The 23,524-nt window shown below is 73.3% G+C and carries 21 protein-coding genes; 13 read left to right on the top strand and 8 right to left on the bottom strand.

The annotated features are described in order from the left end of the window. Positions 1 to 24: 24 nt before the first annotated feature. Positions 25 to 1,332: a M18 family aminopeptidase gene (locus tag ACZ3TI_RS25650; protein ID WP_465730002.1), complete on the bottom strand. Its 1,308-nt coding sequence runs from the start codon at positions 1,330 to 1,332 to the stop codon at positions 25 to 27. A 262-nt stretch (positions 1,333 to 1,594) separates the two neighbouring features. Further along, positions 1,595 to 3,424 (bottom strand): acyl-CoA dehydrogenase, encoded by a 1,830-nt coding sequence (locus ACZ3TI_RS25645; RefSeq protein ID WP_465730000.1) that lies wholly within the window; start codon positions 3,422 to 3,424, stop codon positions 1,595 to 1,597. Positions 3,425 to 3,637: 213 nt separating this feature from the next. Here ACZ3TI_RS25645 and ACZ3TI_RS25640 point away from each other — a divergent pair, with 213 nt between their 5' ends. Both ACZ3TI_RS25640 and ACZ3TI_RS25635 read left to right on the top strand, forming a co-directional pair. Beyond that, positions 3,638 to 4,141 (top strand): SseB family protein, encoded by a 504-nt coding sequence (locus tag ACZ3TI_RS25640; protein ID WP_373313668.1) that lies wholly within the window; start codon positions 3,638 to 3,640, stop codon positions 4,139 to 4,141. 133 nt (positions 4,142 to 4,274) lie between these two features. Then, positions 4,275 to 5,234, top strand: coding sequence for a pirin family protein (locus ACZ3TI_RS25635; protein ID WP_465729997.1), 960 nt, complete (start codon positions 4,275 to 4,277; stop codon positions 5,232 to 5,234). A gap of 75 nt (positions 5,235 to 5,309) precedes the next feature. Here ACZ3TI_RS25635 and ACZ3TI_RS25630 read toward each other — a convergent pair whose 3' ends face one another. The 4 genes from ACZ3TI_RS25630 to ACZ3TI_RS25615 all read right to left on the bottom strand — a co-directional run bounded on the left by ACZ3TI_RS25630 (position 5,310) and on the right by ACZ3TI_RS25615 (position 8,945). Then, positions 5,310 to 6,131 carry a protein phosphatase 2C domain-containing protein gene (locus ACZ3TI_RS25630; protein ID WP_465729995.1) on the bottom strand — a complete coding sequence of 274 codons (822 nt, stop codon included), beginning with the start codon at positions 6,129 to 6,131 and terminating at the stop codon, positions 5,310 to 5,312. A 542-nt stretch (positions 6,132 to 6,673) separates the two neighbouring features. Then, positions 6,674 to 7,981, bottom strand: a complete 1,308-nt coding sequence (locus tag ACZ3TI_RS25625) for an amidase family protein (RefSeq protein ID WP_465729993.1) — start codon at positions 7,979 to 7,981, stop codon at positions 6,674 to 6,676. 21 nt (positions 7,982 to 8,002) lie between these two features. Then, complete coding sequence (locus ACZ3TI_RS25620; RefSeq protein WP_465729991.1) at positions 8,003 to 8,233, bottom strand: hypothetical protein; 231 nt, start codon at positions 8,231 to 8,233, stop codon at positions 8,003 to 8,005. Between the two features lie 73 nt (positions 8,234 to 8,306). Next, on the bottom strand, positions 8,307 to 8,945 hold the full coding sequence (locus tag ACZ3TI_RS25615) for an ATP-binding protein (protein WP_465729989.1): 639 nt from the start codon (positions 8,943 to 8,945) through the stop codon (positions 8,307 to 8,309). Between the two features lie 230 nt (positions 8,946 to 9,175). Between ACZ3TI_RS25615 and ACZ3TI_RS25610 the strand changes: the two genes are divergently transcribed. From ACZ3TI_RS25610 to ACZ3TI_RS25560, 11 genes are all read left to right on the top strand, one after another. Continuing rightward, positions 9,176 to 10,003, top strand: a complete 828-nt coding sequence (locus ACZ3TI_RS25610) for a hypothetical protein (RefSeq protein ID WP_465729987.1) — start codon at positions 9,176 to 9,178, stop codon at positions 10,001 to 10,003. Positions 10,004 to 10,207: 204 nt separating this feature from the next. Continuing rightward, complete coding sequence (locus tag ACZ3TI_RS25605) at positions 10,208 to 10,972, top strand: YcnI family copper-binding membrane protein (protein WP_465729985.1); 765 nt, start codon at positions 10,208 to 10,210, stop codon at positions 10,970 to 10,972. A 75-nt stretch (positions 10,973 to 11,047) separates the two neighbouring features. Continuing rightward, the gene (locus ACZ3TI_RS25600) at positions 11,048 to 11,716 is read left to right on the top strand and encodes an SCO family protein (RefSeq protein ID WP_465729983.1); all 669 of its coding nucleotides are present in this window, start codon (positions 11,048 to 11,050) and stop codon (positions 11,714 to 11,716) included. Continuing rightward, positions 11,713 to 12,219, top strand: coding sequence for a copper chaperone PCu(A)C (locus tag ACZ3TI_RS25595; RefSeq protein ID WP_465729981.1), 507 nt, complete (start codon positions 11,713 to 11,715; stop codon positions 12,217 to 12,219). The genes ACZ3TI_RS25600 and ACZ3TI_RS25595 overlap by 4 nt, the downstream gene beginning before the upstream one ends. Positions 12,220 to 12,232: 13 nt before the next feature. Next, positions 12,233 to 14,248: a copper resistance CopC/CopD family protein gene (locus tag ACZ3TI_RS25590; RefSeq protein WP_465729979.1), complete on the top strand. Its 2,016-nt coding sequence runs from the start codon at positions 12,233 to 12,235 to the stop codon at positions 14,246 to 14,248. Positions 14,249 to 14,277: 29 nt separating this feature from the next. Continuing rightward, entirely contained in the window at positions 14,278 to 15,579 is a 1,302-nt protein-coding gene (efeB, locus tag ACZ3TI_RS25585) for an iron uptake transporter deferrochelatase/peroxidase subunit (protein ID WP_465730205.1), read from the top strand. A gap of 185 nt (positions 15,580 to 15,764) precedes the next feature. Then, entirely contained in the window at positions 15,765 to 16,700 is a 936-nt protein-coding gene (pheA, locus tag ACZ3TI_RS25580) for a prephenate dehydratase (protein WP_465729977.1), read from the top strand. Positions 16,701 to 17,208: 508 nt separating this feature from the next. After that, the gene (serS, locus tag ACZ3TI_RS25575; protein ID WP_465729975.1) at positions 17,209 to 18,483 is read left to right on the top strand and encodes a serine--tRNA ligase; all 1,275 of its coding nucleotides are present in this window, start codon (positions 17,209 to 17,211) and stop codon (positions 18,481 to 18,483) included. 87 nt (positions 18,484 to 18,570) lie between these two features. After that, positions 18,571 to 19,428, top strand: coding sequence for an HAD family hydrolase (locus ACZ3TI_RS25570; protein ID WP_465729973.1), 858 nt, complete (start codon positions 18,571 to 18,573; stop codon positions 19,426 to 19,428). A gap of 182 nt (positions 19,429 to 19,610) precedes the next feature. Continuing rightward, positions 19,611 to 20,342: a FadR/GntR family transcriptional regulator gene (locus ACZ3TI_RS25565; protein WP_465729971.1), complete on the top strand. Its 732-nt coding sequence runs from the start codon at positions 19,611 to 19,613 to the stop codon at positions 20,340 to 20,342. A gap of 64 nt (positions 20,343 to 20,406) precedes the next feature. Beyond that, positions 20,407 to 21,645 carry a CynX/NimT family MFS transporter gene (locus tag ACZ3TI_RS25560; protein WP_465729969.1) on the top strand — a complete coding sequence of 413 codons (1,239 nt, stop codon included), beginning with the start codon at positions 20,407 to 20,409 and terminating at the stop codon, positions 21,643 to 21,645. A gap of 127 nt (positions 21,646 to 21,772) precedes the next feature. On the opposite strand, the gene ACZ3TI_RS25555 is transcribed toward ACZ3TI_RS25560, so the two are convergent. Together ACZ3TI_RS25555 and ACZ3TI_RS25550 are read right to left on the bottom strand one after the other, a co-directional pair. Beyond that, positions 21,773 to 22,489 carry an ABC transporter permease gene (locus ACZ3TI_RS25555; protein WP_465729966.1) on the bottom strand — a complete coding sequence of 239 codons (717 nt, stop codon included), beginning with the start codon at positions 22,487 to 22,489 and terminating at the stop codon, positions 21,773 to 21,775. A gap of 115 nt (positions 22,490 to 22,604) precedes the next feature. Then, positions 22,605 to 23,522: an ABC transporter ATP-binding protein gene (locus tag ACZ3TI_RS25550; protein WP_465729964.1), complete on the bottom strand. Its 918-nt coding sequence runs from the start codon at positions 23,520 to 23,522 to the stop codon at positions 22,605 to 22,607. Positions 23,523 to 23,524 lie beyond the last annotated feature (2 nt).

Below are 23,524 nucleotides of genomic sequence, written 5' to 3'. Positions count from 1 at the left end.
GGGCCCCGTCGTGTCGGAGCTTGATCAGCCCTCCAGGAACGCCTTGATCGCGCTCGCCAGCAGGTACGGGTCCTCCGCGCCGCACAGCTCGCGCGCCGAGTGCATGGACAGCGCCGCGATGCCGCAGTCCACCGTCCTGATGCCCAGTCGCGCCGCCGTGATCGGGCCGATCGTCGTACCGCAGGGCATCGCGTTGTTGGAGACGAAGGTCTGCCACGGCACGCCCGCCTTCTCGCAGGCGGCCGCGAACACGGCCCGGCCGAGGCCGTCCGTCGCGTAGCGGTTGTTGACGTTGACCTTGAGGATCGGGCCGCCGTTCGGCACCGGGCGGTGGCCGGGCTCGTGCCGCTCGGTGTAGTTGGGGTGGACGGCGTGGCCCATGTCCGAGGAGAGGCAGACGGTGCCGGCGAGCGCCCGTGCACGGTCCTCCGGGTTGCCGCCGCGCGCGTGGATCGTGCGGTCCAGGACGTTGCCGAGCAGCGGGCTCTGCGCACCGGTGTCGGACTCGCTGCCGGTCTCCTCGTGGTCGAAGGCGGCCAGCACCGGGATGTACGGCAGCTCGGCGGCACCCTCGGCCGAGGCGACGGCGGCGAGCGCGGCGGTGGCCGCGTGCACCGAGAGCAGGTTGTCCAGGCGCGGGCCGGCCAGCAGCTCGCGGTCCCGGCCCAGGTAGGAGGCGGGCTGGACGTCGTGCGTCATGAGGTCCCAGCCGACCACGTCGGCGGCGTCCAGGCCGGCCCGCTCGGCGACGTAGGAGATCAGCCCGCCCTCGTCGACCGGGCCGAGGCCCCAGATCGGGGTGAGGTGGCGCTGCTTGTCGAGCTTCATGCCGTCGTTGACCTGGCGGTCCAGGTGGATGGCGAGCTGCGGCACGCGCAGCAGCGGCTCGTCCAGCTGGACCAGCCGGGCGGTGCCGTCCTTGAGCGCGAGTCTGCCGGAGATGCCGAGGTCCCGGTCCAGCCAAGTATTCAGCGGGACACCGCCGTAGATCTCCACCGCGACCTGCCGCCAGCCGGCCGAGCCGGTGTCCGGCAGCGGCTTGACCCGCAGGTTGGGCGAGTCGGTGTGGGTGCCGACGATCCGGAACGGGGTCTCGGGGCCCGCGCCCTCCGGCAGGTACCAGGCGATCAGCGCGCCGCCCCGGATCAGGTACCGCCCGCCGGCGGCGCCGTCCCAGGCGTCCGTCTCGGCGACCTGCCGGAAGCCCGCCTTCTCCAGCCGCTCCGCGGCGCTCGCGACCGCGTGGTACGGGGACGGCGAGGTACCGAGGAACGCGATCAGGTCGTCGCTGTGCGTCCGGTCGAAGAAAGCCTGGCGGGCGGCGGTCGACATACTGCTCCTGGGTCGAGGGAGGGCCGAAGCCGGATGGGGAGTCGGCTTCGCACCTTGAGCATATGCCCGTACACGGACAGGGCATTCGGAACCTCTCGCCCCGGACACGGCCGTGGACCGGCCGCGACAGACGGAGGAAACACCGAAGGGCCCGGTGGCAGCCGGGCCCTTCGGTGTGAGGGTTTCGTCAGGCAGTCAAAGAGGTGTCACGCGCAGCGCGCCCCAGGAAGGGTGGCGGTGGGTGACGGGCGGGCGGGAGGGCCTAGAAGGCCTCCTCCGCCAGCTCCATGATCTCGTTGTCGATGCCCTCGGCGATCACGCGCTGCGGCGTGACGGTCGGGAGGATGTTCTTGGCGAAGAAGCGGGCCGCCGCGACCTTGCCCTGGTAGAAGGGGACGTCCTTCTCCGAGGCGCCGGCCTCGAGCTTGGCCAGGGCCACCGCGGCCTGACGCAGCAGCAGCCAGCCGACCACGACGTCGCCGGAGACCATCAGCAGGCGGGTGGTGTTGAGACCCACCTTGTACATGTTCTTGACGTCCTGCTCGACCGAGGTCAGGTCGGCGATCAGCTTGCCGACGATGGCCTCGAGGTCGCCCGCGGCCTTGGCGAGCAGGTCGCGCTCGGCGGCCAGGGCGTCGCCGCCGGCGGCGGAGCCGATGAACTTCTGGATCTGCTCGTTCAGCGCGGTGAGCGCCTGGCCGCCGTCCTTGACGATCTTGCGGAAGAAGAAGTCCTGGCCCTGGATGGCGGTGGTGCCCTCGTACAGGGTGTCGATCTTGGCGTCGCGGATGTACTGCTCGATCGGGTACTCCTGCAGGTAGCCGGAGCCACCGAAGGTCTGCAGGGACTGGGCGAGCTGCTCGTAGGACTTCTCCGAGCCGTAGCCCTTGACGATCGGCAGGAGCAGGTCGTTCAGGCGCTCGGCGGCCTCGTCGTGCTCGCCGCGCAGCTTGGCGGCCATCATGTCGTCCTGGGTGGACGCGGTGAACAGGACCAGCGCGCGCATGCCCTCGGCGTAGGCCTTCTGGGTCAGCAGCGAGCGGCGCACGTCCGGGTGGTGGGTGATGGTGACGCGCGGGGCGGTCTTGTCCAGGAACTGCGAGATGTCGGCGCCCTGCACGCGCTCCTTGGCGTACTCCAGGGCGTTCAGGTAGCCGGTGGAGAGGGTGGCGATGGCCTTCGTGCCGACCATCATGCGGGCGAACTCGATGATCTTGAACATCTGGCGGATGCCGTCGACCTTCTCGCCGAGCAGCCAGCCCTTGGCCGGGTGCTTGGCGCCGAAGGTCATCTCGCAGGTGTTCGAGGCCTTGAGGCCCATCTTGTGCTCGACGTTGGTGGCGTAGACGCCGTTGCGCTCGCCGAGCTCGCCGGTCTCCCAGTCGAAGTCGAACTTCGGGACGATGAAGAGGCCCAGGCCCTTGGTGCCCGGCTTACCGCCCTCGGGGCGGGCCAGCACCATGTGGATGATGTTCTCGGACATGTCGTGCTCGCCCGAGGTGATGAAGCGCTTCACACCCTCGATGTGCCAGGAGCCGTCCTCCTGCTGGATCGCCTTGGTGCGGCCGGCGCCCACGTCGGAGCCCGCGTCGGGCTCGGTGAGGACCATGGTGGAGCCCCACAGGCGGTCGGTCATCCGCTTGGCGACCTCGAGCTGCGCCTCGGTGCCCTCCTCGGCGATGACGCCGGCGAAGGCCGGGCCGGAGGAGTACATCCAGATGGCGGGGTTCGAGCCCAGGATCTGCTCGGCGAAGGCCCAGATCAGCGAGTTCGGGGTGACCTGGCCGCCGATCGACTCCGGGATGCCCAGACGCCACCACTCGGCATCCATGAAGGTCTGGTAGCTCTTCTTGAAGGAGGCCGGGATCGGCGCGGTGTTGGTCTCCGGGTCGAAGACCGGCGGGTTGCGGTCGGTGTCGGCGAAGGAGGCGGCAAGGTCGTTCTCGGCCAGACGCGCGATCTCGCTGAGGATGTTCTTCGCGGTCTCGACGTCCATGTCCGCGAACGGTCCGGTGCCGTAGACCTGCTCGCGACCGAACACCTCGAAGAGGTTGAACTCCACGTCCCGCAGGTTGGACTTGTAGTGACCCATGGCCGTTTTCTCCGGTTCGTCGCTTCCGGGAGACCGCCGCGTTCGGGCGTCCCGTACCCACCAGTAGGCATCATGATGCTACCCAGCGGTAACTTGGGCAAGCCCTCGACCGGGAATCCGCTATGAACGTGGTCACGTCCCACAGTCCGGGCCACCACTCCTTGTCAGGATCGATGCCAGCGCGGGCGGGTGCGCTCCCGCTAGCCTGTCCGTGTGTACGGATATGACCAGAACGCATACCCGGGCGACCCCTACCAGCAGCAGGCGGGACCGCAGCCGGGCATGAACGGCATGCCCGGACCCGACGCCTACGGCGCGCAGTCGCAGGCGAACCAGCAGTCGCTCTATCCCGAGCCCTCCCCGCCCTCGCTGGCGGACGCCGTGCGCGCCTTCACCACCGGCTCGATGGCGGTCGAGGACTTCCAGGCCATCTTCATCACCTCGAAGGTGCACTGCCCGCGCGGCGAGCGCCCCGGCTTCCTGGCGCTGCACAACACCCCGACGCCGGTGATCCCGATGTTCAGCTCGCTGAAGGAGCTGCGCCGCTACGCCGGCAAGGACTCCAAGCACTTCACCGTCACCGGCGCCGAGGTCCTGGACCTGCTGCCGACCGGCTACGGCTTCGCGCTGGACATGGAGGGCGAGCACCGGATGGTGTTCGACGCCAAGGCGGTCGAGCAGATGGTCGACTTCACCATGCGCCGCATGTACGGCTGACGACCGACCCACCGGGGAGGGAGGAGCGCCGCTCCTCCGTCACCATATAGTTCAATTTTCAACTTGCCTGTTGTTGAGAATTGAACTATCCTCGTGGACGTAGGCCGAAGAACCCCCCTCGAAGGAGGCCGACATGCCCGCCGTGACCGTCGACAACCCGCTGACCCTCCCGCGCGTCACCACGCCGGACGCCGCCGTCACGAGCGCCCGCCCGGTCCTCACCGTGGTCACCGCCCCCGAGGGCTACGAGGGCGAGGGCTTCCCCGTCCGCCGCGCCTTCGCCAAGATCGACACCAAGCACCTCGACCCGTTCATCATGATGGACCAGATGGGCGAGGTGGACTACGCGGCCGGCGAGCCCAAGGGGACCCCCTGGCACCCGCACCGCGGCTTCGAGACCGTCACCTACATCATCGACGGAACGTTCGTCCACCAGGACTCGCACGGCGGCGGTGGCGTCATCACCGACGGCGACACCCAGTGGATGACGGCCGGCTCGGGCCTGCTGCACATCGAGACCCCGCCGGAGTCGCTGGTGATGTCCGGCGGCCTCTTCCACGGCCTCCAGCTGTGGGTGAACCTGCCCGCCTCGGACAAGATGATCGCCCCGAAGTACCAGGACATCCGCGGCGGCAGCGTCAAGCTCCTCAGCACCGAGGACGGCGGCGCCCTGCTGCGGGTGATCGCCGGCGAGATCGACGGCCACCAGGGTCCCGGTGCCACCCACACCCCGATCACCATGATCCACGCGTCGATCAACCCGGGCGCCCAGGTCACCCTGCCCTGGCGCCCCGACTTCAACGCCCTCGCGTACGGTCTGGCGGGCAAGGGCTCGGCCGGCCAGGAGCGCCGCCCGTTCGGCATGGGCCAGGCGGTCCTGTTCGGCGACGGCGACTCGATCACCATCCGCGCCGACGAGAACCAGGACTCCCGCAGCACCAACTTCGAAATCGTGCTGCTCGGCGGACTGCCGATCCGCGAGCCGGTCGCCTGGTACGGGCCGTTCGTGATGAACAGCCACCGCGAGCTCCAGCAGGCCATGGAGGACTTCCAGGCCGGCCGCCTGGGCACCGTCCCGGCCTCCGGCAAGTAGGTCCGGACCCCGACAGCGGCGGGGGCGGCCGGCAGGTCCCGCCTGCCGACCGCCCCCGCCGCCGTACGCCCGCCGCTACAGCAGCGCGTACACCGCCGAGGCGTCGTCGTGCGCCTTGCCGCGCGGCCAGCGCTCGCAGGCGGCGTCCGTCCGCTCAACCGCGCGGACCTGGGCGATCAGCTCGCCCGGGCCCGACTCGGCGAGCAGCCGCAGCACGTCGCCCCAACTACCCAGCCCGAAGCGCTCGGTGAAGCGCGAGGCGCCGTCGGTGAGGGCGGCCAGCGCGTGCAGCCGGTCGAGCCGGACGAAGCCGGTCTCGGCGTGCTCGGCCGCGCGCGGGCTGGCGGCCGCGATCCACGGGCCGTTGCCCCGGTTGCGGGCGGCACGGACGGCCAGCGCGTACTCCAGGTGCAGCGCCGCCCGCTCGGCCGAGCCGGGGACGGTCGACCAGACCTGGCGGCGCAGCCCCTCGCCGCCGGGGAAGCGCTGGTTGTCCCCGATCACCTTCGGCGGGCCGTCCTTGAACTCCAGCACCAGCAGCGAGTCGCCGAGCACCAGGTACTCCAGCGCCTCGCCGTGCCGCCGGGCGGCGACCACCATCGCGGCGGGCGTGTTGGGATGGGCCAGGTCGCACCGGCCGCCGTGCAGCGCGGCCGTCTCCACGATGGCGTCGGCCAGGCACTCGGCGATCGAGCGGTCCGCCCGGTCGGTGAGCCGGGCGAGCAGGTGCACGCCCAGTCTGCGCACGTACCAGGCCGTTCCGTGCCGGCACCCGGAGTCCAGGCCGGCCGGCGAACTCGCGCCGTCCAGCAGGACCAGCGCCTCCGGCGAGGCCGCCACGAAGTCCTCGCTCTCCCGGTCGGGCCGTCGTGCTTCCCCTGCGAGCTGTAGCTGCATCCCGACAGTGTGGCCGCCGCCCCGGGCCCGCGCCCAGACCCCTGCGCCGGTGTGGCGCGGGCCGGGGCCCGGCGCCCGGTGGCAGCCGGGGCGATTCGGCCATACCGTCGGACAGTGACCGGACAATTCGGCCAATCGGGGCGGGCCAGGTTTGGGATCACCTTCGGGTGTCCGGACGGCCCGCGACTGACGAGGAGCGGAAGATGTTCTGGCAGTTCATCGTGGTGGTGGCCGCCTCGATCGGCTTTCCGATCGCCGCGCTGTTCTACATGATCGGCGGACCGCGTTTCCCCGACGAGCAGCGCGACCGGTCCTGAGCCCGCGGTCACCCCTTCCAGGCGGGATCGCGGCCGAGCAGCGCCAGGACGCGCTCGAACCGGCCCGTACCGTCACCGGGCGGGCAGGCCCGGGCGGAATGCGCTGCCCGGCGCCCGGGCCTGCGGGGTGTCCGGGACCGCCTCGGTCACCGCGACCAGGACAGCCGCGGCCGGCCGCCTCCGGCTGCGCCTGCTGCGCGCCGAGGCCATCGACCGGGCACTCGCCTAACGTTCCGTCGACTCCCGCTCCAGCACGGCGGCTTGGGCCAGCAGCCGTTCGTCGCCGCCCTCCGCGCCGACCACCTGGAGGCCCAGCGGCAGCCCGTCCTGGGTCCGCCCGGCCGGCAAGCTCAGGGCCGGGCGCCCGAGGAAGCTCCACGGCAGCGACATCACCGCGTCCCCGGTGCTGTGCAGGCCCTCCGGCGCACCGCCGGTCGCCGAAGGCGCCAGCCACAGGTCCACCCCGGCCGCCGCGCCCGCCTCGGCCACCCGCTCGCGCAGCCGCTCCCGGAACCGCAGCGCGGCCGACCGGTCCTCGGGGGCGATGCCCTGGCCGACCCGGATGCTCGCCACCGTCTCCGGCCGGTAGAGGCCGCCGAACCGGGCGAACCAGTCGGCGTGGCTGCGGGCCAGCTCGAAGCGGTTGACGGTCTGCAACTGTCGTCTGACCTCGGCGAAGTCGGGGAACAGCTCGACCCGGCGCACCGTCAGCCCGGCCCTCGCCAGCCGCTCCAGCTGCTCCTCGTAGGCGCGCAGCGCGGCCGGCCCGGCATGCCGCAGGTACGTCCCGTCCGGCACGCCGAGCACGGGCGCGGGGGCCTGCGGCACCGGACGCCAGTCGTCGCAGAGCAGCGGGGCCGCCAGCGCGGCGCCCGCCAGGTCGGCGGTGAACACCCCGAGGGTGTCGAAGCTCGGCGCGTTCGGGATCACGCCGTCGAACGGGATCCGCCCGTACGTAGGCCGGAAGCCCACCACCCCGCAGTACGCGGCCGGGCGGACCACCGAGCCGACCGTCTGGGTGCCGACCGACAGCGACACCAGCCCCGCCGCGACCGCCGCCGCCGAACCGCTGCTGGAGCCGCCCGGGGTGTGCCCCGGGTGGTGCGGATTGCGGGTCGGGCCCGGGGCGCTCGCGGCGAACTCGGCGGTCACCGTCTTGCCCGCGACCAGCGCCCCCGCCGCGCGCAGCCGGTCCACCACCGCGGCCTGCGGCCCGGCCAGCACCCCGGGCGGCAGCGCCGACCCGCCGTGCGTGGGCAGCCCGTCCACGTGCACGATGTCCTTGACCCCGACCATCACCCCGTACAGCGGCGGCCGCCCGTCCGGCTCCGGGTACCGCGCGGCCGACTCCCGTGCCGCCGCCCGCAGCCGGTCGTGCCGACCGGGCTCCGGCACGAACGCGTGGATCAGCGGGTCCACCCGCTCGACCAGCGCGCAGAAGCGGTCCACGTGCTCGGGCAGCCCCGGCTCCCCGGCCCGCAGTCCGGCGGCCTCGCGGGTCAACGACCGCGGCCGGAGGAGAGGTTCATCCATGCCGAGCACCGTAGCCCGGGCTTACGGGTGCTCGGCCGCCAGGTACGGCGCCTCGCGCAGGAAGTACGCCCCGCAGGTGTGGCAGCACAGTTCCGGGGTCTTCCCCCAGTCCACCGCCGACCGCACCGGCGACTGCGGATCGAGCTCCCGCCCGCACATCGCCACGTTCGCCTCCCCCCGGACCACGTGCCACAGCCGCACCCCCTCGGCCGCGCCGCCGGCGCCGTACTCGGCTCGCATCTGGTGCATCATGCCCCCCATCGTCCGACCCGCCCCCACCCCCGGCAACCGGAGCGGATCCCGGGCGGAGAGGCCCCACTCCGCCTCAGGACGCGGCGCGCAGGAGGGCGCCGTCCTGCCACTTGAGGATCTTGTCGAAGCTCACGATCGCCCCGCGCAGGGGGTGGTTGCGGAGCTGGACGTGGTCGGTGAGGGCGTGGATGAGGAAGAGGCCGCGGCCGGATTCGGCGGTGAGGTCGGGAAGGGTGTCGAGGTCGACCGGGCGGAGGGTGGGTGCCGTGGGGCGACAGGGGAGGACGTGGGTGTCGTACGGGTGGTCGTCGCGGCGGGGGCGGTGGGCGGTGAGGACGCGGGCCGGGACGGTGGCGCGGCCGCGGCGGGAGCGGCGGGGCCCCCGGCCGGCCGGTGCCTGACGGGTCGGGGTGGCGGCGGCCGGGCGCCGGACCGGCGGGGCGGTGGGGGCGGGCAGGCCCGGGCCGGAGTCGGTGACCTCGATCCGCAGCCGGTCGCCGCTGATCGACGCGGACACCTGGAAGCCGTCGTCGGGCCGCCCGGTGGCGCCGTGCTCGACGGCGTTGGCGCAGGCCTCGCTCAGGGCGACGCCGAGGTCGTCGGCGATCTGCGGGTCGACGCCCGCGGTCGCCATGGCGCCGAGCAGGATGCGCCGGGCCAGCGGGACGCTGGCCGGGTCGCGCTTGAGGTGCAGAGTCCACCAGATGTCCACGGGAGGTCCCTCCTGGCTGCGGCTCCACATACAACTAGGTATCTCCGGGCGATTCGGCGGTGAACCGTGCCCGGGGGCCGCTACCGCCCGTTCGGCGGATGGACTGGGGGACGGGGTCTGTGCCGGGCGGCGCGCACCCGGTGGTGCACGCCGCCGCCGAAAGGGGCATTCGTAGGGATTTCCCACCCTGCCCGTGTCGGCCGCGTACGCAATGAGAGGATGGCCCGGCCATGACTGCCCTCACCGCCGCCCCGATCCCGGGCGCCCCAGGACCGGCCCAGCCGGTGCGGGCCGCCGCCTGGGACCTGCGGCTTGCCCGGGCCGTCCCGTTCGCGCTGGTCTGCACGCTGATAGCGGCCGCCGGGCACGCGCTGGCCGGTGGCGGGACGGTGGCGCCGACCGCGCTGGCGGCGGGATTCCTCGCGGTGCTGGCGCTCGCGGCGGCCGGCGGTGGACGGGAGCGTTCGCTGGCGGGCATCGCCGGGGCACTGGGCGCCGGGCAGCTCGGACTGCACTGCCTCTTCCACAGCTTCAACGGCCACGGCCCGGGTGCCATGGCCGGCATGCACCACGGCGGCTCCGGTCCGCTGACCCTGCCGCAGGTGGCCGGTCGGCTGATCTGCAACGAGGCCCGCCCGGGCACGCTGATCGGCCTGCCCGGCCACCCGTCCGCGGAGCAGCTGGTCTCCTCGGCGGGCCTGGACCCGAACGCGTACGCCGTCGCGCCCTGGTGGCAGGGCGGCGTGTTCGGGATGACGCCGTCGATGCTGGCCGGGCACCTGGCCGCCGCGCTGGTGGCGGGCTGGTGGCTGCGGCGCGGCGAGGCGGCGCTGTGGCGGCTGCTGCGGGTGGCCGCGTCGGCGGCCCGGGAGCACTGGGCGGCGCCGCTGCGGTCGGCGTTCGCGCTGGTGGCGGCGGTGCTGCGCGGTCTGTTCGGCGTGGCCGGCCCGGTCCGCCGGTTCGGTGCCAGGGGCGGGGAGAGTCCGCTCCCGGCGGGTGCGGTGCTGCGGCACAGCGTGGTGCGGCGCGGGCCGCCGCGCGGGGCCTTCGCGTACTGATCCGCGTCCCCTGACGGCCTGCGGGCCGTACCCGGGCGCGGGTGTGCGCACCGTCCGGGCCGTTCCCCGACCACCGGGTCCGGCTCCGAGGCCCTGCCCCCACACGTCCCCACGCGCGGCACCACCGAGGCACCACCGAGGCGCGGCTCGAATCCCGCTGCCCGGTCCCGGCCTGCCGCCGACTCCGATCGGAGACCCCTCATCATGCGTTCCCTTCCCGCCCGCCGTCTCGCCGCCGTCGCCCTGACCGCCGCCGCCTCCGTGGTGGCGCTGGCCGGCCCCGCCTTCGCGCACGTCACCGTGAACCCGGGTGCGGCCCCGCAGGGCGGTTACACGGCCGTCGACTTCCGGGTGCCGAACGAGAGCGACGCCGCGAGCACGGTGAAGCTGGAGGTCAACCTCCCGCTGGACCACCCGCTGGCCTCGGTCCGGACCCTGCCGCTGCCGGGCTGGACCGCCACCGTCGAGAAGTCGAAGCTGGACAAGCCGATCAAGGTGCACGGCAACGACGTCAACGAGGCCGTCTCCAAGATCACCTGGACCGCCGACGCCGGCACCAAGATCGCCCCCGGCCAGTTCCAGGAGTTCCGGGTCTCGCTCGGCCCGCTGCCGACCGACGCGGACAGCCTGGTCTTCAAGGCGCTGCAGACCTACGACAACGGCGACGTCGTCCGCTGGATCGACGAGTCCAAGGAGGGCCAGCCCGAGCCGGCCAAGCCCGCGCCCGTCCTGAAGCTCACCAAGGCCGAGGGCGGCGACGGACACGGCGACAGCCACGGCGTCTCCGCCTCCCCGGCCGCCGACGCCCACGGGGACAGCTCGGACCACGCCGCCTCCTCCGACGGCGGCAGCAAGGCGAGCGACTCCACCGCCCGCACCCTCGGCGTGGTCGGCATCGTGGTCGGCGTGATCGGCACCGCCGTCGGCGTGCTCGGCCTGCGCCGCAAGAACACCGGCTCCGCCTCCTGACCCCAGCGCCGGCGGTCCGTACCCGAGCCACGGGTACGGACCGCCGGCGGTCCACCGCGCACGATCGGATCCCGCATGTCCCGCACCGCCCGCACCACCCGCCTGGCCGGCGCGGCCGCCCTCGCGCTGGCCGCCGCCCTGACGCTGTCCGCCTGCGGCTCCTCCGGCGGGGGCTCCACCGCCGCGAAGGTCACCCAGCAGAAGGAGAACACCCCGTACCAGGGCACCAAGCTGGCCAAGAACTTCGAGAAGCCGGACCTCCAGCTGACCGACACCTCCGGGCAGCCGTACGACCTGCGGCAGCAGACCAACGGCAAGGCCACCCTGCTGTTCTTCGGCTACACCAGCTGCCCGGACGTCTGCCCGACCACCATGGGCGACATCGGCGTCGCGATGAAGGCGCTCTCCCCGGAGGACCGGCAGAAGATCAACGTCGTCTTCGTCTCCACCGACCCGCAGCGCGACACCCCCAAGGTGCTGCGCACCTGGCTGGACTCGATGGGCAGCGACTTCATAGGCCTCACCGGCGACCTGGCCAAGGTGAAGACCGCCGCCAAGTCGCTCGGCATCATGATCGAGGACCCGGTGGTCAACGCGGACGGCACGGTCACCTCCACCCACGGCGCGCAGGTGCTGGCCTTCCTCCCCTCGGACGACAAGGCACACGTGCTCTACATGAGCGGCACCGAGGAGAAGACCTACGAGCACGACCTCCCGTTGCTCGCCAAGGGGGTCGCGGCGTGACCGGGACCGGGACCGTGACCGGGACCCGCTTCCGCCGTACCGCCCTGCTCGGAGCCGTCGTCGCGACCGCGCTGGGCGGCGGCGCCATCCTGGCCGCCTGCGGGGCGGACGGCCAGGACGGCGCCGCCGGCGGGCCGGCCAGGCTCAGCGTCGCCGACTCCTACATCCCGCTGCCCCCGGCCGGCGGCATGGCGGCCGGCTACCTGACCGTCCGCAACGACGGCGGGCAGGACCAGCTGGTCAAGGTCACCAGCCCGGGCGCCGAGTCGGTCACCATGCACCGCTCGACCCCGTCGAGCATGGAGCAGGTCGACGCCCTGGACGTGCCCGCGCACGGCGCGCTGCAGTTCGCGCGCGGCGGCACCCACCTGATGATCATGGGCTGGCAGAAGGCCCCCGCCCTCGGGGACGAGCTGGAGCTGGACCTCACCTTCGCCAAGTCCGGCACCATTGCGGTCAAGGTGCCGGTCAAGGAGCTCACCTACCGCCCCGGCCAGAGTTAAGGGGACCGCCACCATGCAGTCGGCCGGCCTGGAGAAGGCCTCGCACCGCCGGATCGCCGGGGTGCTCGGAGTGCTCGGCGCGCTGCTCGCGCTGATGCTCGCGGGCGCCGGACCGGCCTCCGCCCACGCCACCCTGGATTCCACCGACCCGCGGCAGAACTCGGTGGTCGCCACCGCCCCGCAGGCGGTGACGCTGACCTTCAGCGAGTCCGTCTCGCTCTCCCCGGACTCCGTCCGGGTGCTCGACCCGGCCGGCAAGGCCGTCGACACCGGCGACCCGGGGCACGCCGACGGCAAGGGCAACACCGCCAGGGTCGGGCTGAAGGGCGGACTCGCCAACGGCACCTACACCGTCGCCTGGCGGGCCGTCTCGGACGACTCCCACCCGGTCGGCGGGGCGTTCACCTTCTCCATCGGCGCGCCCTCGGACACCTCGGTGTCGGCCACCGCACTGCAGGGCGCCAAGGCCGACGGCCTGGTCGCCGCCCTCTACGGCACCGGGCGCACCGTCGCGTACGCGGCGTTCGCGCTGCTGGCCGGCGTCGCCGCCTTCGTACTGATCTGCTGGCCGGCCGGAACCGCCCGGCGCCCGGTGCAGCGGCTGCTGATGACCGGCTGGACGGCGCTGCTGGTCTCGACCGTCGCGGTGCTGATGCTGCGCGGCCCGTACGAGCGCGGCTCGGGGGTCGGGCAGGCCTTCGACCTGTCGCTGGTGCGCGCCACGCTGGACGAGCGGATCGGCACCGCGCTGGCCGCGCGGCTGCTGCTGCTCGCGGCGGGCGGGGTGTTCCTGTCGCTGCTGGTCGGGCAGCTGGGGCAGCCGCCCCGGCCGCTCCCGGCGAAGCCCGCCGGGGACGGCGGCGACGGCGACGGCGCCGAGGGTGAGGACGCCGAGGCCGCCGAGCTGCGCGCGCTGGAGCAGCGGGCCGCCGAGCGGCCGCAGCGGGACGCCCGGCTCGGCCTCGGCGTGGCCGGGCTGGTGCTGGCGGTCGCCCTCGCGGCGACCTGGGTCGGCGCCGACCACGCCTCGGTGGGCATCCAGGTCTGGCTGGCGCTGCCGCTCGGCATCCTGCACCTGATCGCGATGGCGCTCTGGCTGGGCGGGCTGGCCGCGCTGCTGGTCGGGCTGCGCGAGGGCGTCGGCGCCGAGGTGGTGGACCGCTTCTCCAGGATCGCCTTCGGCTCGGTGGCCGTGCTGGCCGCGACCGGGGTCTACCAGTCCTGGCGGGGCCTGGGCAGCTGGGGCGCGCTCACCGGCACCGAGTACGGGCGACTGCTGCTGGTGAAGAGCGGCTGCGTGGTCGTGATGCTCGGCGTCGCCTGGATCTCCCGCTCCTGGCTGGCCCGGCTGCGTTCCGCCCCGGCCGAGGCGGCGGAGGTCGAGCGGGCCGAGGTGCCGGAGCCGGTCGGCGTCGCGGCGCACAGCGAGGACCCGGTCCGCCAGGCCCAGCTGGCCCGGCAGCGGGCCGCCCGGGAGAGCGCCGGACGCGAGCGCGGGCTCACCCCGACCCGGGCCGGACTGCGCCGCTCGGTGCTGGTCGAGGTGCTGGTCGCGGTGGCGGTGCTGGTGGTCACCACGATGCTCACCAACTCCCCGCCCGGGCGGGTGGCGAGCGAGGTCACGGCCGGGACGGCCGCGCCGGCCGCCGGCGGGGCCGCGGTGGCGCCGCAGACCGAGCCGGGCCGCACCGTCGAGCTCAAGCTTCCGTACGACACCAAGGGCCGGACGCCGAACGCCAAGGGCACCGCGACCGTCACCCTCAACCCGGCCCGGACCGGTCCGAACGAGGTGAAGCTCGCGCTGGACGGCACGGACGGACAGCCGGTGGACGTCCCCGAGGTGCAGCTCGCCTTCACCCTGCCGGACCGCGACCTCGGCCCGCTGCCGGTCGCGCTCACCGCGGCGGGCACCGGCCGCTGGAGCGGCACCGCGCAGCTGCCGCTGGCGGGCAACTGGGTGGTGTCGGTGCAGGTCCGCTCCTCCGACATCGACCAGACCACGCCGACCCAGCAGTTCAAGATCGGCTGACGGCGGTGGACGACGTGACGACGGACGACATGAGGACGACGGACGGTAGGACGACGGACGGTAGGACGACGGACGCGGTCGTGCCGGAGGAGCGCTCCGGGGGCTTCACCCGGCGGGCGCTGCTGGGCACCGCTGGCGCCGGGCTGCTGGTCGGCGCCGGGGCGGGTGTCGCCGGGGCGGTCGCCCTGGACCGCACCGGCGGTGCGGCGGCCGACGCGGGCGGCGCGCTCGGCACCGCCCGGGTGCCGTTCCGCGGCGAGCACCAGGCCGGGATCCTCGAACCGCAGCAGGCGCGGGTCCAGCTGGCCGCCTTCGACCTGGCCAAAGGCATCGGCCGGGACGGGCTGCGCGCCCTGCTGCAGCGCTGGACGAAGGCGGCCGAGCGGCTGACCGCCGGGGAGCCGGCCGAGGAGTTCGACAACCAGGTCGCGCTGGACGCCGGGCCCTGCTCGCTCACCCTCACCGTCGGCTTCGGCGCCGCGCTCTTCGACAGGGCCGGGCTCGCCGACCGCCGCCCGCCCGGGCTCGAACCGCTGCCCGCCTTCCCCGGCGACGCGCTCGACCCGGCCCGCGGCGACGGCGACCTGTTCGTCCAGGTCGGCGCCGACGACGCGCTGGTGGCGGTGCACGCCCTGCGGGTGCTGCAGCGGCTGGCCACCGGCACGGCGGCGCTGCGCTGGCAGTCGGCCGGCTTCGCCCGTACCCCCGGAGCCGCCGCGCGGCCGGTGACCGGCCGCAACCTGATGGGTCAGATCGACGGCACCAACAACCCCAAGCCGGGCGAGGAGGGCTTCGCCGCCAAGGTGTTCTGCGCCGCCGGCGGCGACCAGCCGGCCTGGCTGGCCGGCGGCTCGTACCTGGTGTTCCGGCGGATCCGGATGCTGCTGGACCACTGGGAGGCGCTCCCGGTGGACCGGCAGGAGCGGGTGGTCGGACGGCGCAAGGCGGACGGCGCCCCGCTCGGCGCGCCCGCCGGGGCCGGCGAGCACACCCCGGTCGACCTCTCCGCGCAGGGCCCGGACGGCGCACTGGCGATCCCCGCCGACGCGCACATCCGGGTCGCCGCCCCGGCCGCCAACGGCGGGGCGGCCATGCTGCGGCGCGGCTTCTCGTACCACGACGGGCTGCTGCCGGACGGCTCGCCGGACGCCGGACTGCTCTTCCTCGCCTTCCAGGCCGACCCGCGCCAGGGCTTCACCCCGGTGCAGCGCAAGCTCTCCCGGGGCGACGGGCTCTCCCGCTTCCTGCGGCACGAGGCGAGCGGCGTGTACGCGCTGCCGCCGAGCGCCCCGGCCGGCGGCTACCTCGGGCAGCAGCTGCTGGAGGGGTAGCCGCCGGCGGCCGAAAGCTCGGCAGGGGGACGCTCGGCGGAGGCGTTCGACAACGGCGTCCAGCAGGGCGGTTCCGGCAGGTGGAAAGCTTTCCTGCCGGGAGCGCGGAATCGTTAGGGTGACTGCTCGGCACCATCCCGTCCACACCGTCCGTTCCAGGCAGCACCGAGTCCCACGGAGGCGTCATGTCGGCCACCCGCTACACCTACCTCGGCCCGGCCGGCACCTTCACCGAGGCGGCGCTGCACACCCTGCCCGAGGCGGCGACCCGGGAGCTGGTGCCGCTGTCCTCGGTGGCGCTCGCGCTGGACGCGGTGCGCAGCGGGGAGGCGGCCGGGGCGTTCGTGCCGATCGAGAACTCGGTGGAGGGCGCGGTCACCGCGACCAACGACGAACTGGCCTCCGGCACCCCGCTGATGATCTACCGCGAGGTGCTGCTGCCGATCGCCTTCGCCCTGCTGGTGCGGCCCGGCACCGAGCTGTCCGAGGTCAAGACGGTGACCAGCCACCCGGTGGCCCAGCCGCAGGTGCGCCGCTGGCTGGCCGCCAACCTGCCGGACGCGACCTGGGAGTCGGCGGCCTCCAACGCGGACGGCGCCCGGCTGGTCGCCGAGGGCCGCTACGACGGGGCGTTCGCGGGCGAGTTCGCGGCACCGATCTACGGGCTGGACCCGCTGGTCAAGGACATCGCGGACGCCAAGAGCGCGGCGACCCGGTTCGTCCTGGTGGGCCGCCCGGGCCGGATCTCCTCGCCGACCGGCGCGGACAAGACCTCGATGGTGGTCTGGCTGCCGGACGACCACCCGGGCGCGCTGCTGGAGCTGCTGCAGGAGTTCGCCGTGCGCGGGATCAACCTGATGCGGATCGAGTCCCGGCCGACCGGCGAAGGCCTGGGCAACTACTGCTTCCTGATCGACTGCGAGGGCCACCTGTCCGAGCGCCGGGTGGGCGAGGCGATGATGGGGCTCAAGCGGATCTGCCCGCAGGTGCGCTACCTCGGCTCCTATCCGCGCGCCGACAAGCAGGAGTCCACCCACCGGCGCCCGGGGACCTCGGACGAGGATTTCACCTCGGCGGCGGACTGGCTCTCCCGCGCGCTCGACGGGCGCGGGGACATCTGAGCGACATCTGCCGTCTTTCTGACCTTTTCCGACCGTTTTGGACCGGGCCGATCGAACGGGGGCGGGCGACCGCACCCGTCGTCCACAGGGGCGCCCGGAGCCGGGATCCGCTGTCCACAGGCATCCCCGCTGTCCACAGCCGGGAGTTATCCACAGGCCTGGGGATGAGTCGACAAACCGGTATAGCCATTGCCCAGAACTGGTCGGATCATCGGTTTGCGTCGCAGAGATGACTAATCGGACCAGAGTCACCCGGTTGCCAGCAAATCACCCGTCCGAGTGCTTCAATCCCTCACTCGAGAAGGTCGAATGAGGTTTGAAACATCAATTCCCTGGTTCGGTCGCACGGAGGGTGATCTTCCCCTTCGATCCACAGCCCCGGCCTCAGGCCTGTGGATAACCCGCCGCGGGAGAGTTCCCCACAGAAGTTATCCACAGGATCGGGGCAGTTATCCCCAGGGGAAAACCGGTACCGGTGGAGGAACGACCGCCCGGTACGCTTGGGCCTGTGATTGACCTTCGCCTGCTCCGTGAGGACCCTGACCGAGTGCGCGCCTCGCAGCGCGTCCGTGGCGAGGACGTCGACCTGGTCGACGCCCTCCTCTCCGCCGACGAGCGGCGCCGGTCCTCGGGCAGCCGCTTCGACGAACTGCGCAACGAGCAGCGGGTGCTCGGCAAGCAGGTCGCCCAGGCCAAGGGCGACGAGAAGGCCGCCCTGCTGCAGCGCACCAAGGAACTGGCCGCCGAGGTCAAGGCCGCGGACGCCGAGCAGAGCGCCGCCAAGGAGGAGGCCGACCGCCTGCTCCGCTCGCTGGCGAACCTCATCGACCCGGCCGCCCCGGTCGGCGGCGAGGAGGACTTCGTCACCCTCGAGGAGATCGGCACCCCGCGCGACTTCGCCGCCGAGGGCTTCGAGCCCCGCGACCACGTCGAGCTCGGCCAGATCCTCGGCGCGATCGACACCGAGCGCGGCGCCAAGGTCGCCGGTGCCCGCTCCTACTACCTGACCGGCGTCGGCGCGCTGCTGGAGCTCGCCCTGGTCAACATGGCGATCGCCCAGGCCACCGCGGCCGGTTTCACCCCGATGATCACCCCGACCCTGGTCCGCCCGGCCGCCATGGACGGCACCGGTTTCCTCGGTCAGGCCGCCGAGAACGTGTACCACCTCGCCGAGGACGACCGGTACCTCGTCGGCACCAGCGAGGTCCCGCTCGCGGCGTACCACATGGACGAGATCCTCGACGCCGACAAGCTGCCGATGCGCTACGCCGGCTACTCGTCCTGCTTCCGCCGCGAGGCCGGCACCTACGGCAAGGACACCCGCGGCATCATCCGCGTCCACCAGTTCGAGAAGGTGGAGATGTTCGTCTTCACCACCCCCGAGGACGCGGAGAACGAGCACCGCCGCCTGCTCCAGTGGGAGAAGGACTTCCTCAACGCGCTGGAGCTGCCGTACCGGGTCATCGACGTCGCCTCCGGCGACCTCGGCGCCTCGGCCGCACGCAAGTTCGACATCGAGGCGTGGATCCCCACCCAGGGCAAGTACCGCGAGGTCACCTCGACCTCCAACACCACCGAGTACCAGGCCCGCCGACTGTCGATCCGGATGCGCGAGGAGGGCAAGACCCGCCCGCTCGCCACCCTGAACGGCACCCTGGTCGCCGTCCCGCGCACCATCGTGGCGATCCTCGAGAACCACCAGCAGGCCGACGGCTCGGTCGTCGTCCCCGAGGCGCTGCGGCCGTTCCTCGGCGGGCGGAGCGTCCTCCCGCCGGTCAAGTAGCACCGGTTCGTCGTCGCTTCGACCTCGTACCGCCTGCACGACCCGTACGACCCGCACCACCCGCAACTCCCGGGAGACGTCCGGCCCATGAGCACCACCAGCCCCAGCCCCGTCTCCCCGGAAAGCAACCGGGTCGGTGGCGACCTGCCCTACCGGCTGGTCGCCACCGACCTCGACGGCACCCTGCTCACCAGCGAGGAGACCGTCTCCGAGCGCACCCGCGCCGCCCTGGCCACGGCCACCGGCGCGGGCGCGGTGCACATCATCGTCACCGGCCGCTCGGCCGTCTGGGCCCGCCCGGTCTTCGACGAGATCGGCTACACCGGGATAGCCGTCTGCGGTCAGGGCGCCCAGGTCTACGACGCCGGCGCGCACAAGCTGCTCACCTCGCTCACCCTGGACCGCCGGCTCGCCGCACTCGCCGTCGAGAAGATCGAGGCCGAGACCGGTCCGCTGGCCGTCGCCGCCAACCAGGACGGCCTCGACGGCCAGGTGCTGGCCGGCCCCGGCTACGAACTGCTGATCGGCTCCGACCTGCCCGTCGTCCGGGTCGACCGCGGGGAGCTCCTCGGCTCGCCCGTCAGCAAGCTCTACATCCAGCACCACGCGCTGACCGACGACGCCCTCGCCGAAGCCGCCCGCCGCGCCGCCGGCGACCTGGTCGGCGTCGTGATGGCCGGCCCCGGCGTGGTCGAACTGCTCCCGCTGGGCCTGTCCAAGGCCACCGGGCTCGCCGTCGCCGCCCGCCGCCTGGGCCTGCGCGCCGCCGACACCATCGCCTTCGGCGACATGCCCAACGACGTCCCGATGTTCGGCTGGGCCGCCCACGGCGTCGCCATGGCCAACGCCCACGAGGAACTCCTCGCCGTCGCCGACGCCGTCACCGCCGGCAACGACGAGGACGGCGTCGCGCTCGTGCTGGAGCAGCTCTACCCGCCCCGCTGACCGGGCCTCGGCGGCCCGGGGTGGGGGCGCGGGGCCACGCTCGAGCCGACGATGCGGGCCATTCACCGTGGTCGGGTGTTCACGTACTGTTTTTCGAGCCAGTTGTAGGATGACCGGGCAAGGGTTGTAGGATGACCTACGACTGGTGATGGCGCGTGCGGGGTGGCAGAGGGAGGTCCGGAATGAGCGGCGACGGCAGCAACCTGCAGGCGGCCGGGCGGCGATCCCTGGTGGACACCGCGATCGACCAGCTGCGGGAGCAGTTGGCCGGTGGGGTGTGGCCCGTGGGGTCGCGCATCCCCACCGAGCACGAGCTGGCCGAGCGGCTGCAGGTCGGGCGGAACACCGTGCGGGAGGCGATCCGGGTGCTGGTGCACGCCGGAATGCTGGTCTCCCGGCAGGGCGAGGGGACGTTCGTCCGCTCCACCAGCGACCCGGCCGCCGTGCTGCGCGGCGTCCAGCGCTCCGGCATCCGGGACGTCCTGGAGGTCCGCGCCGCGCTGGAGACCGAGGGCGCCCGGCTGGCCGCGCTGCGGCACACCCCCGAGGACGTCCGGCGGATGCGGGCCGCGCTGGCCCGTGAGGCCGAGGTGTTCGCGGCGCACCCCGAGCGGGCGAGCCGCGAGGCCACCGTCGAGCACGACCTGGAGTTCCACACCGCCGTCGTCGAGGCTGCGCACAACCCCGCGCTGACCGAGGTGTACCGCTACTTCGGCGCCTCCGTGCGCGAGTCGATGACGTCCGCCTTCGGCGACCACGACATGCCCGAGGCGGTCGTGGCCACCCACGAGGCGCTGGTCGACGCGATCGAGAGCGGTGACCCGGACCGGGCCGAGGCGGCGTGTCGTGCGCTGCTCGCCGGCCCGACCGCGGCCGTCGAGCAGCTGCTCGCGGCCATCGCGGCCCGGAAGTAGGACGGCGCGAGCCTCCGCCTTCCCGCCCGCATCCACGCACATTCAGGAAAGAAACAGCACACCCATGGCCGTCACCCGTGCCCAGCAGCCGGTTGTCACCACTTCTGCCCCGCTCCCCGTCCGCGCCCGGCTGGCCCATCCGCTCCTGCTGCTGACCGGCATCGTGCTGGTCGCGCTGAACATGCGCGCCTGCCTGGCCGCGGTCTCCCCGATGGTCGGCGAGATCCAGCGGACCTTCGGCCTCTCCGCGACCGCGAGCGGCCTGATCACCACCGTGCCGGTGCTGTTCCAGGGCGTCGGCGCCCCGCTCACCCCCCGGCTGACCCGCCGGTTCGGCGCCGAGCGGGTCGTCCTGGGCGCGGTGCTGGTGCTGGGCGCGGGCGTGCTGCTGCGGGTGCTGCCCTCGGTGGCGGCGCTGTACGGGGGCTGCGTGGTGATCGGCGTGGCCATCGCGGTGCTGAACGTGTCGATGCCGGGCCTGGTCAAGCGGGAGTTCCCGGACCGCGCGGCGACCATGACCGGCGTCTACTCGACCACCATGCTGGTCGGCGCGACCCTCGCCGCCGGTACCTCCGTCCCGCTGGAGCACGCGCTCGGCGGCGGCTGGCAGGCCTCGCTCGGCGCCTGGTCGCTGCTCGCGCTGGTCGCGGCGGCGGCCTGGCTGCCGCAGGTGCTGCGCAACCGTCAGCAGCGGGGCGCGTCGGCCGCGGCGGCGGTGCCGGGCAAGCCGATCGAGGGCATCTGGAAGTCCCCGCTGGCCTGGCAGATCAGCCTCTTCATGGGCGTCTCGTCGCTGCTGGTGTACACCCTGGTGGCCTGGATGCCGACGATCCTGGCTGACCACGGCATGGACCGCGGGCGGGCCGGCCTGGTCTTCGCCTTCTCCAACCTGGTGCAGGTGGCCGGCGCCTTCCTGGTGCCGCTGATGGCCGGTCGGATGACCAGCCAGCGCGCGCTGGCGGTGACCATGGCCGCCCTCAACGGGCTCGGCATCGCGATGCTGCTGGTCGCGCCGGTCTCCGCCGCGTGGGCCTCGGCGGCCGTCCTCGGCGTGGCCCAGGGCGGTTCGCTCGGCCTGGGTCTGGCGTTCATCGTGCTGCGCACCGGCAGTGCGGCCGGCGCCGCCCAGCTGGGCGGGATGTCGCAGGCGATCGGCTACCTGGTCGCGGCGGCCGGCCCGGTCGGCGCCGGTGCGCTGCACCAGCTGACCGGCGGCTGGGAGACCACCCTGGCGCTGATGCTGGTGCTGGTCCTGGTGGTCGGCGTGGCCGGCTGGGGCGCGGGCCGCAACCGGACGCTCTGAGGCTCTTCGGAGCCGGAACCGCAACGGCGCCCCGGACCACCCGACGGTGGACCGGGGCGCCGTTCGGTTCACCGCCGTTGCGTTCGCCGCCGTTGCGTTCGCTGCCGCACGTTCGCCGCCCTACGGCTCACTCCTCGCCGGCCAGGGTCAGCCCGGCGAGCTTCACCGAGGCCAGCACCGTCGCCCCGACGGTGACCCCCAGCAGCAGCGGGACGGCCGCCCCGAGGGAGACGTCGGCGCCGATCGCGGTGTCCCCGGCGACCGCCTCGGCCACGGCCCGGCCCCACTGCTGGACGCTCAGGGTGCGGGCGCCCTCGACGAAGTTGCCGACCACCGACTCCCAGATCAGGGCGTACCCGAGGCCCGCCACCACCGCGTGCCGGGTGGCCACGCCGAGCAGCAGGAACAGCGCGCTGTACGCGGCCCCGGCGACCAGCACCGCCACCGTGTAGCCGAGCACCACGCCGTCCCGGGTGCCGTACAGCAGCAGCCCGGACAGCAGGGTCGGGACGACCGAGAACAGCCAGGTGACGCCGATCGCGACGGCCAGCTTGGTGGTGATGATCCGCCACCGCGGGAGCGGCTTGGCGAGCAGGTAGACGATCGAGCCGTCGTCGATCTCGGTGGCGATGACCCCGGTGCCGACTACTAGGCCGAGGATCGGGACGAGGGTGCCGAGGCCGAGCTGGCCGAGGATCTTGACGGTCAGGCCGTGCGCGTCGGCGGTCGACCCGCTCGCGATGGCGGAGACGACCAGCAGCAGGGCGGGGACCACCAGCAGCGCGAGGCCGCGACGGCGGCCCAGCAGCCCGCGCAGGGTCAGCCTGGCGACGGTGGGGTTCATGGTCGGACGGCCCCTTCCTGGGCAGCTTCCTGGGCAACTTCGTGGGCGACGGCGGTCACGGCGACGGTCGCGGTCACAGTCACGGCGACGGTCGCGGTCACGGTCGCGGTCGCGGTCACGCGGAGACCAGGTACGAGAAGACGCTCTCCAGCGACTCGTCGGCCGGGGAGACGGTGTACAGCCGGATGCCGGCCTCCCGGGCGACCCTGGGCAGCAGGGTGGTGAAGCCCTGGAAGTCGACCGCCTCGATCCGCAGCGCCCGTTCCCGCCCGTCCACCTCGATGCCGGTGGTGGAGCCGTCGGCGATCAGCGCGGCGGCGAGCCGGCGGTCGTCGCTGGAGCGGACCAGGTAGCGGTGCGGGCGGTCGGTCATCAGCCGCCGGATCCTGCGGAAGTCGCCCGAGGCGGCGTGCCGTCCTGCCACCACGACCTCGATGTGCCGGGCCAGTTGCTCGACCTCCTCCAGGATGTGGGAGGAGAACAGCACCGTGCGGCCGTCCGCGCCGAAGCGGCGCAGCAGGTCCATCAGCTGGAGCCGCTGACGCGGGTCCATGCCGTTGAAGGGCTCGTCCAGCAGCAGCACGGCCGGGTCGTGGACCAGCGCGGAGGCCATCTTGACCCGCTGCTTCATGCCCTTGGAGTACGTCCCGGTGCGCCGGTCCTTGGCGTAGGCCATCTCCACCAGGTCCAGGGCCCGGCGGGCTGCGGCGCCCGGCTGGGGCAGGCCGTGCAGTTCGGCGTTGGCGAGGACGAACTCCCAGCCGGTCAGGTAGTCGTACATCGACTCCCGCTCGGGGACCAGGCCGATCTGCCGGTACACCTGCTGGTTGCGCCAGATCGGCACGCCGTCCAGGGTGACCGAGCCGCCCGAGGGGGCGAGGAACCCGCTCATCATGTGGATGAGGGTGGACTTGCCCGCGCCGTTGGGCCCGAGCAGACCGGTGATGCCGGGGCCGACGGCCATGGTGATGTCGTTGACCGCGACCACGTTCCCGAACCAGCGGGAGACCTTGTCGATGCTGATGGTGGCCATGC

The sequence above is a fragment of the Kitasatospora sp. NPDC023120 genome (assembly GCF_055560835.1).
The sequence above is the reverse complement of the archived record's forward strand: the minus strand, read 5'-3'. Positions and strand labels throughout refer to the sequence as shown.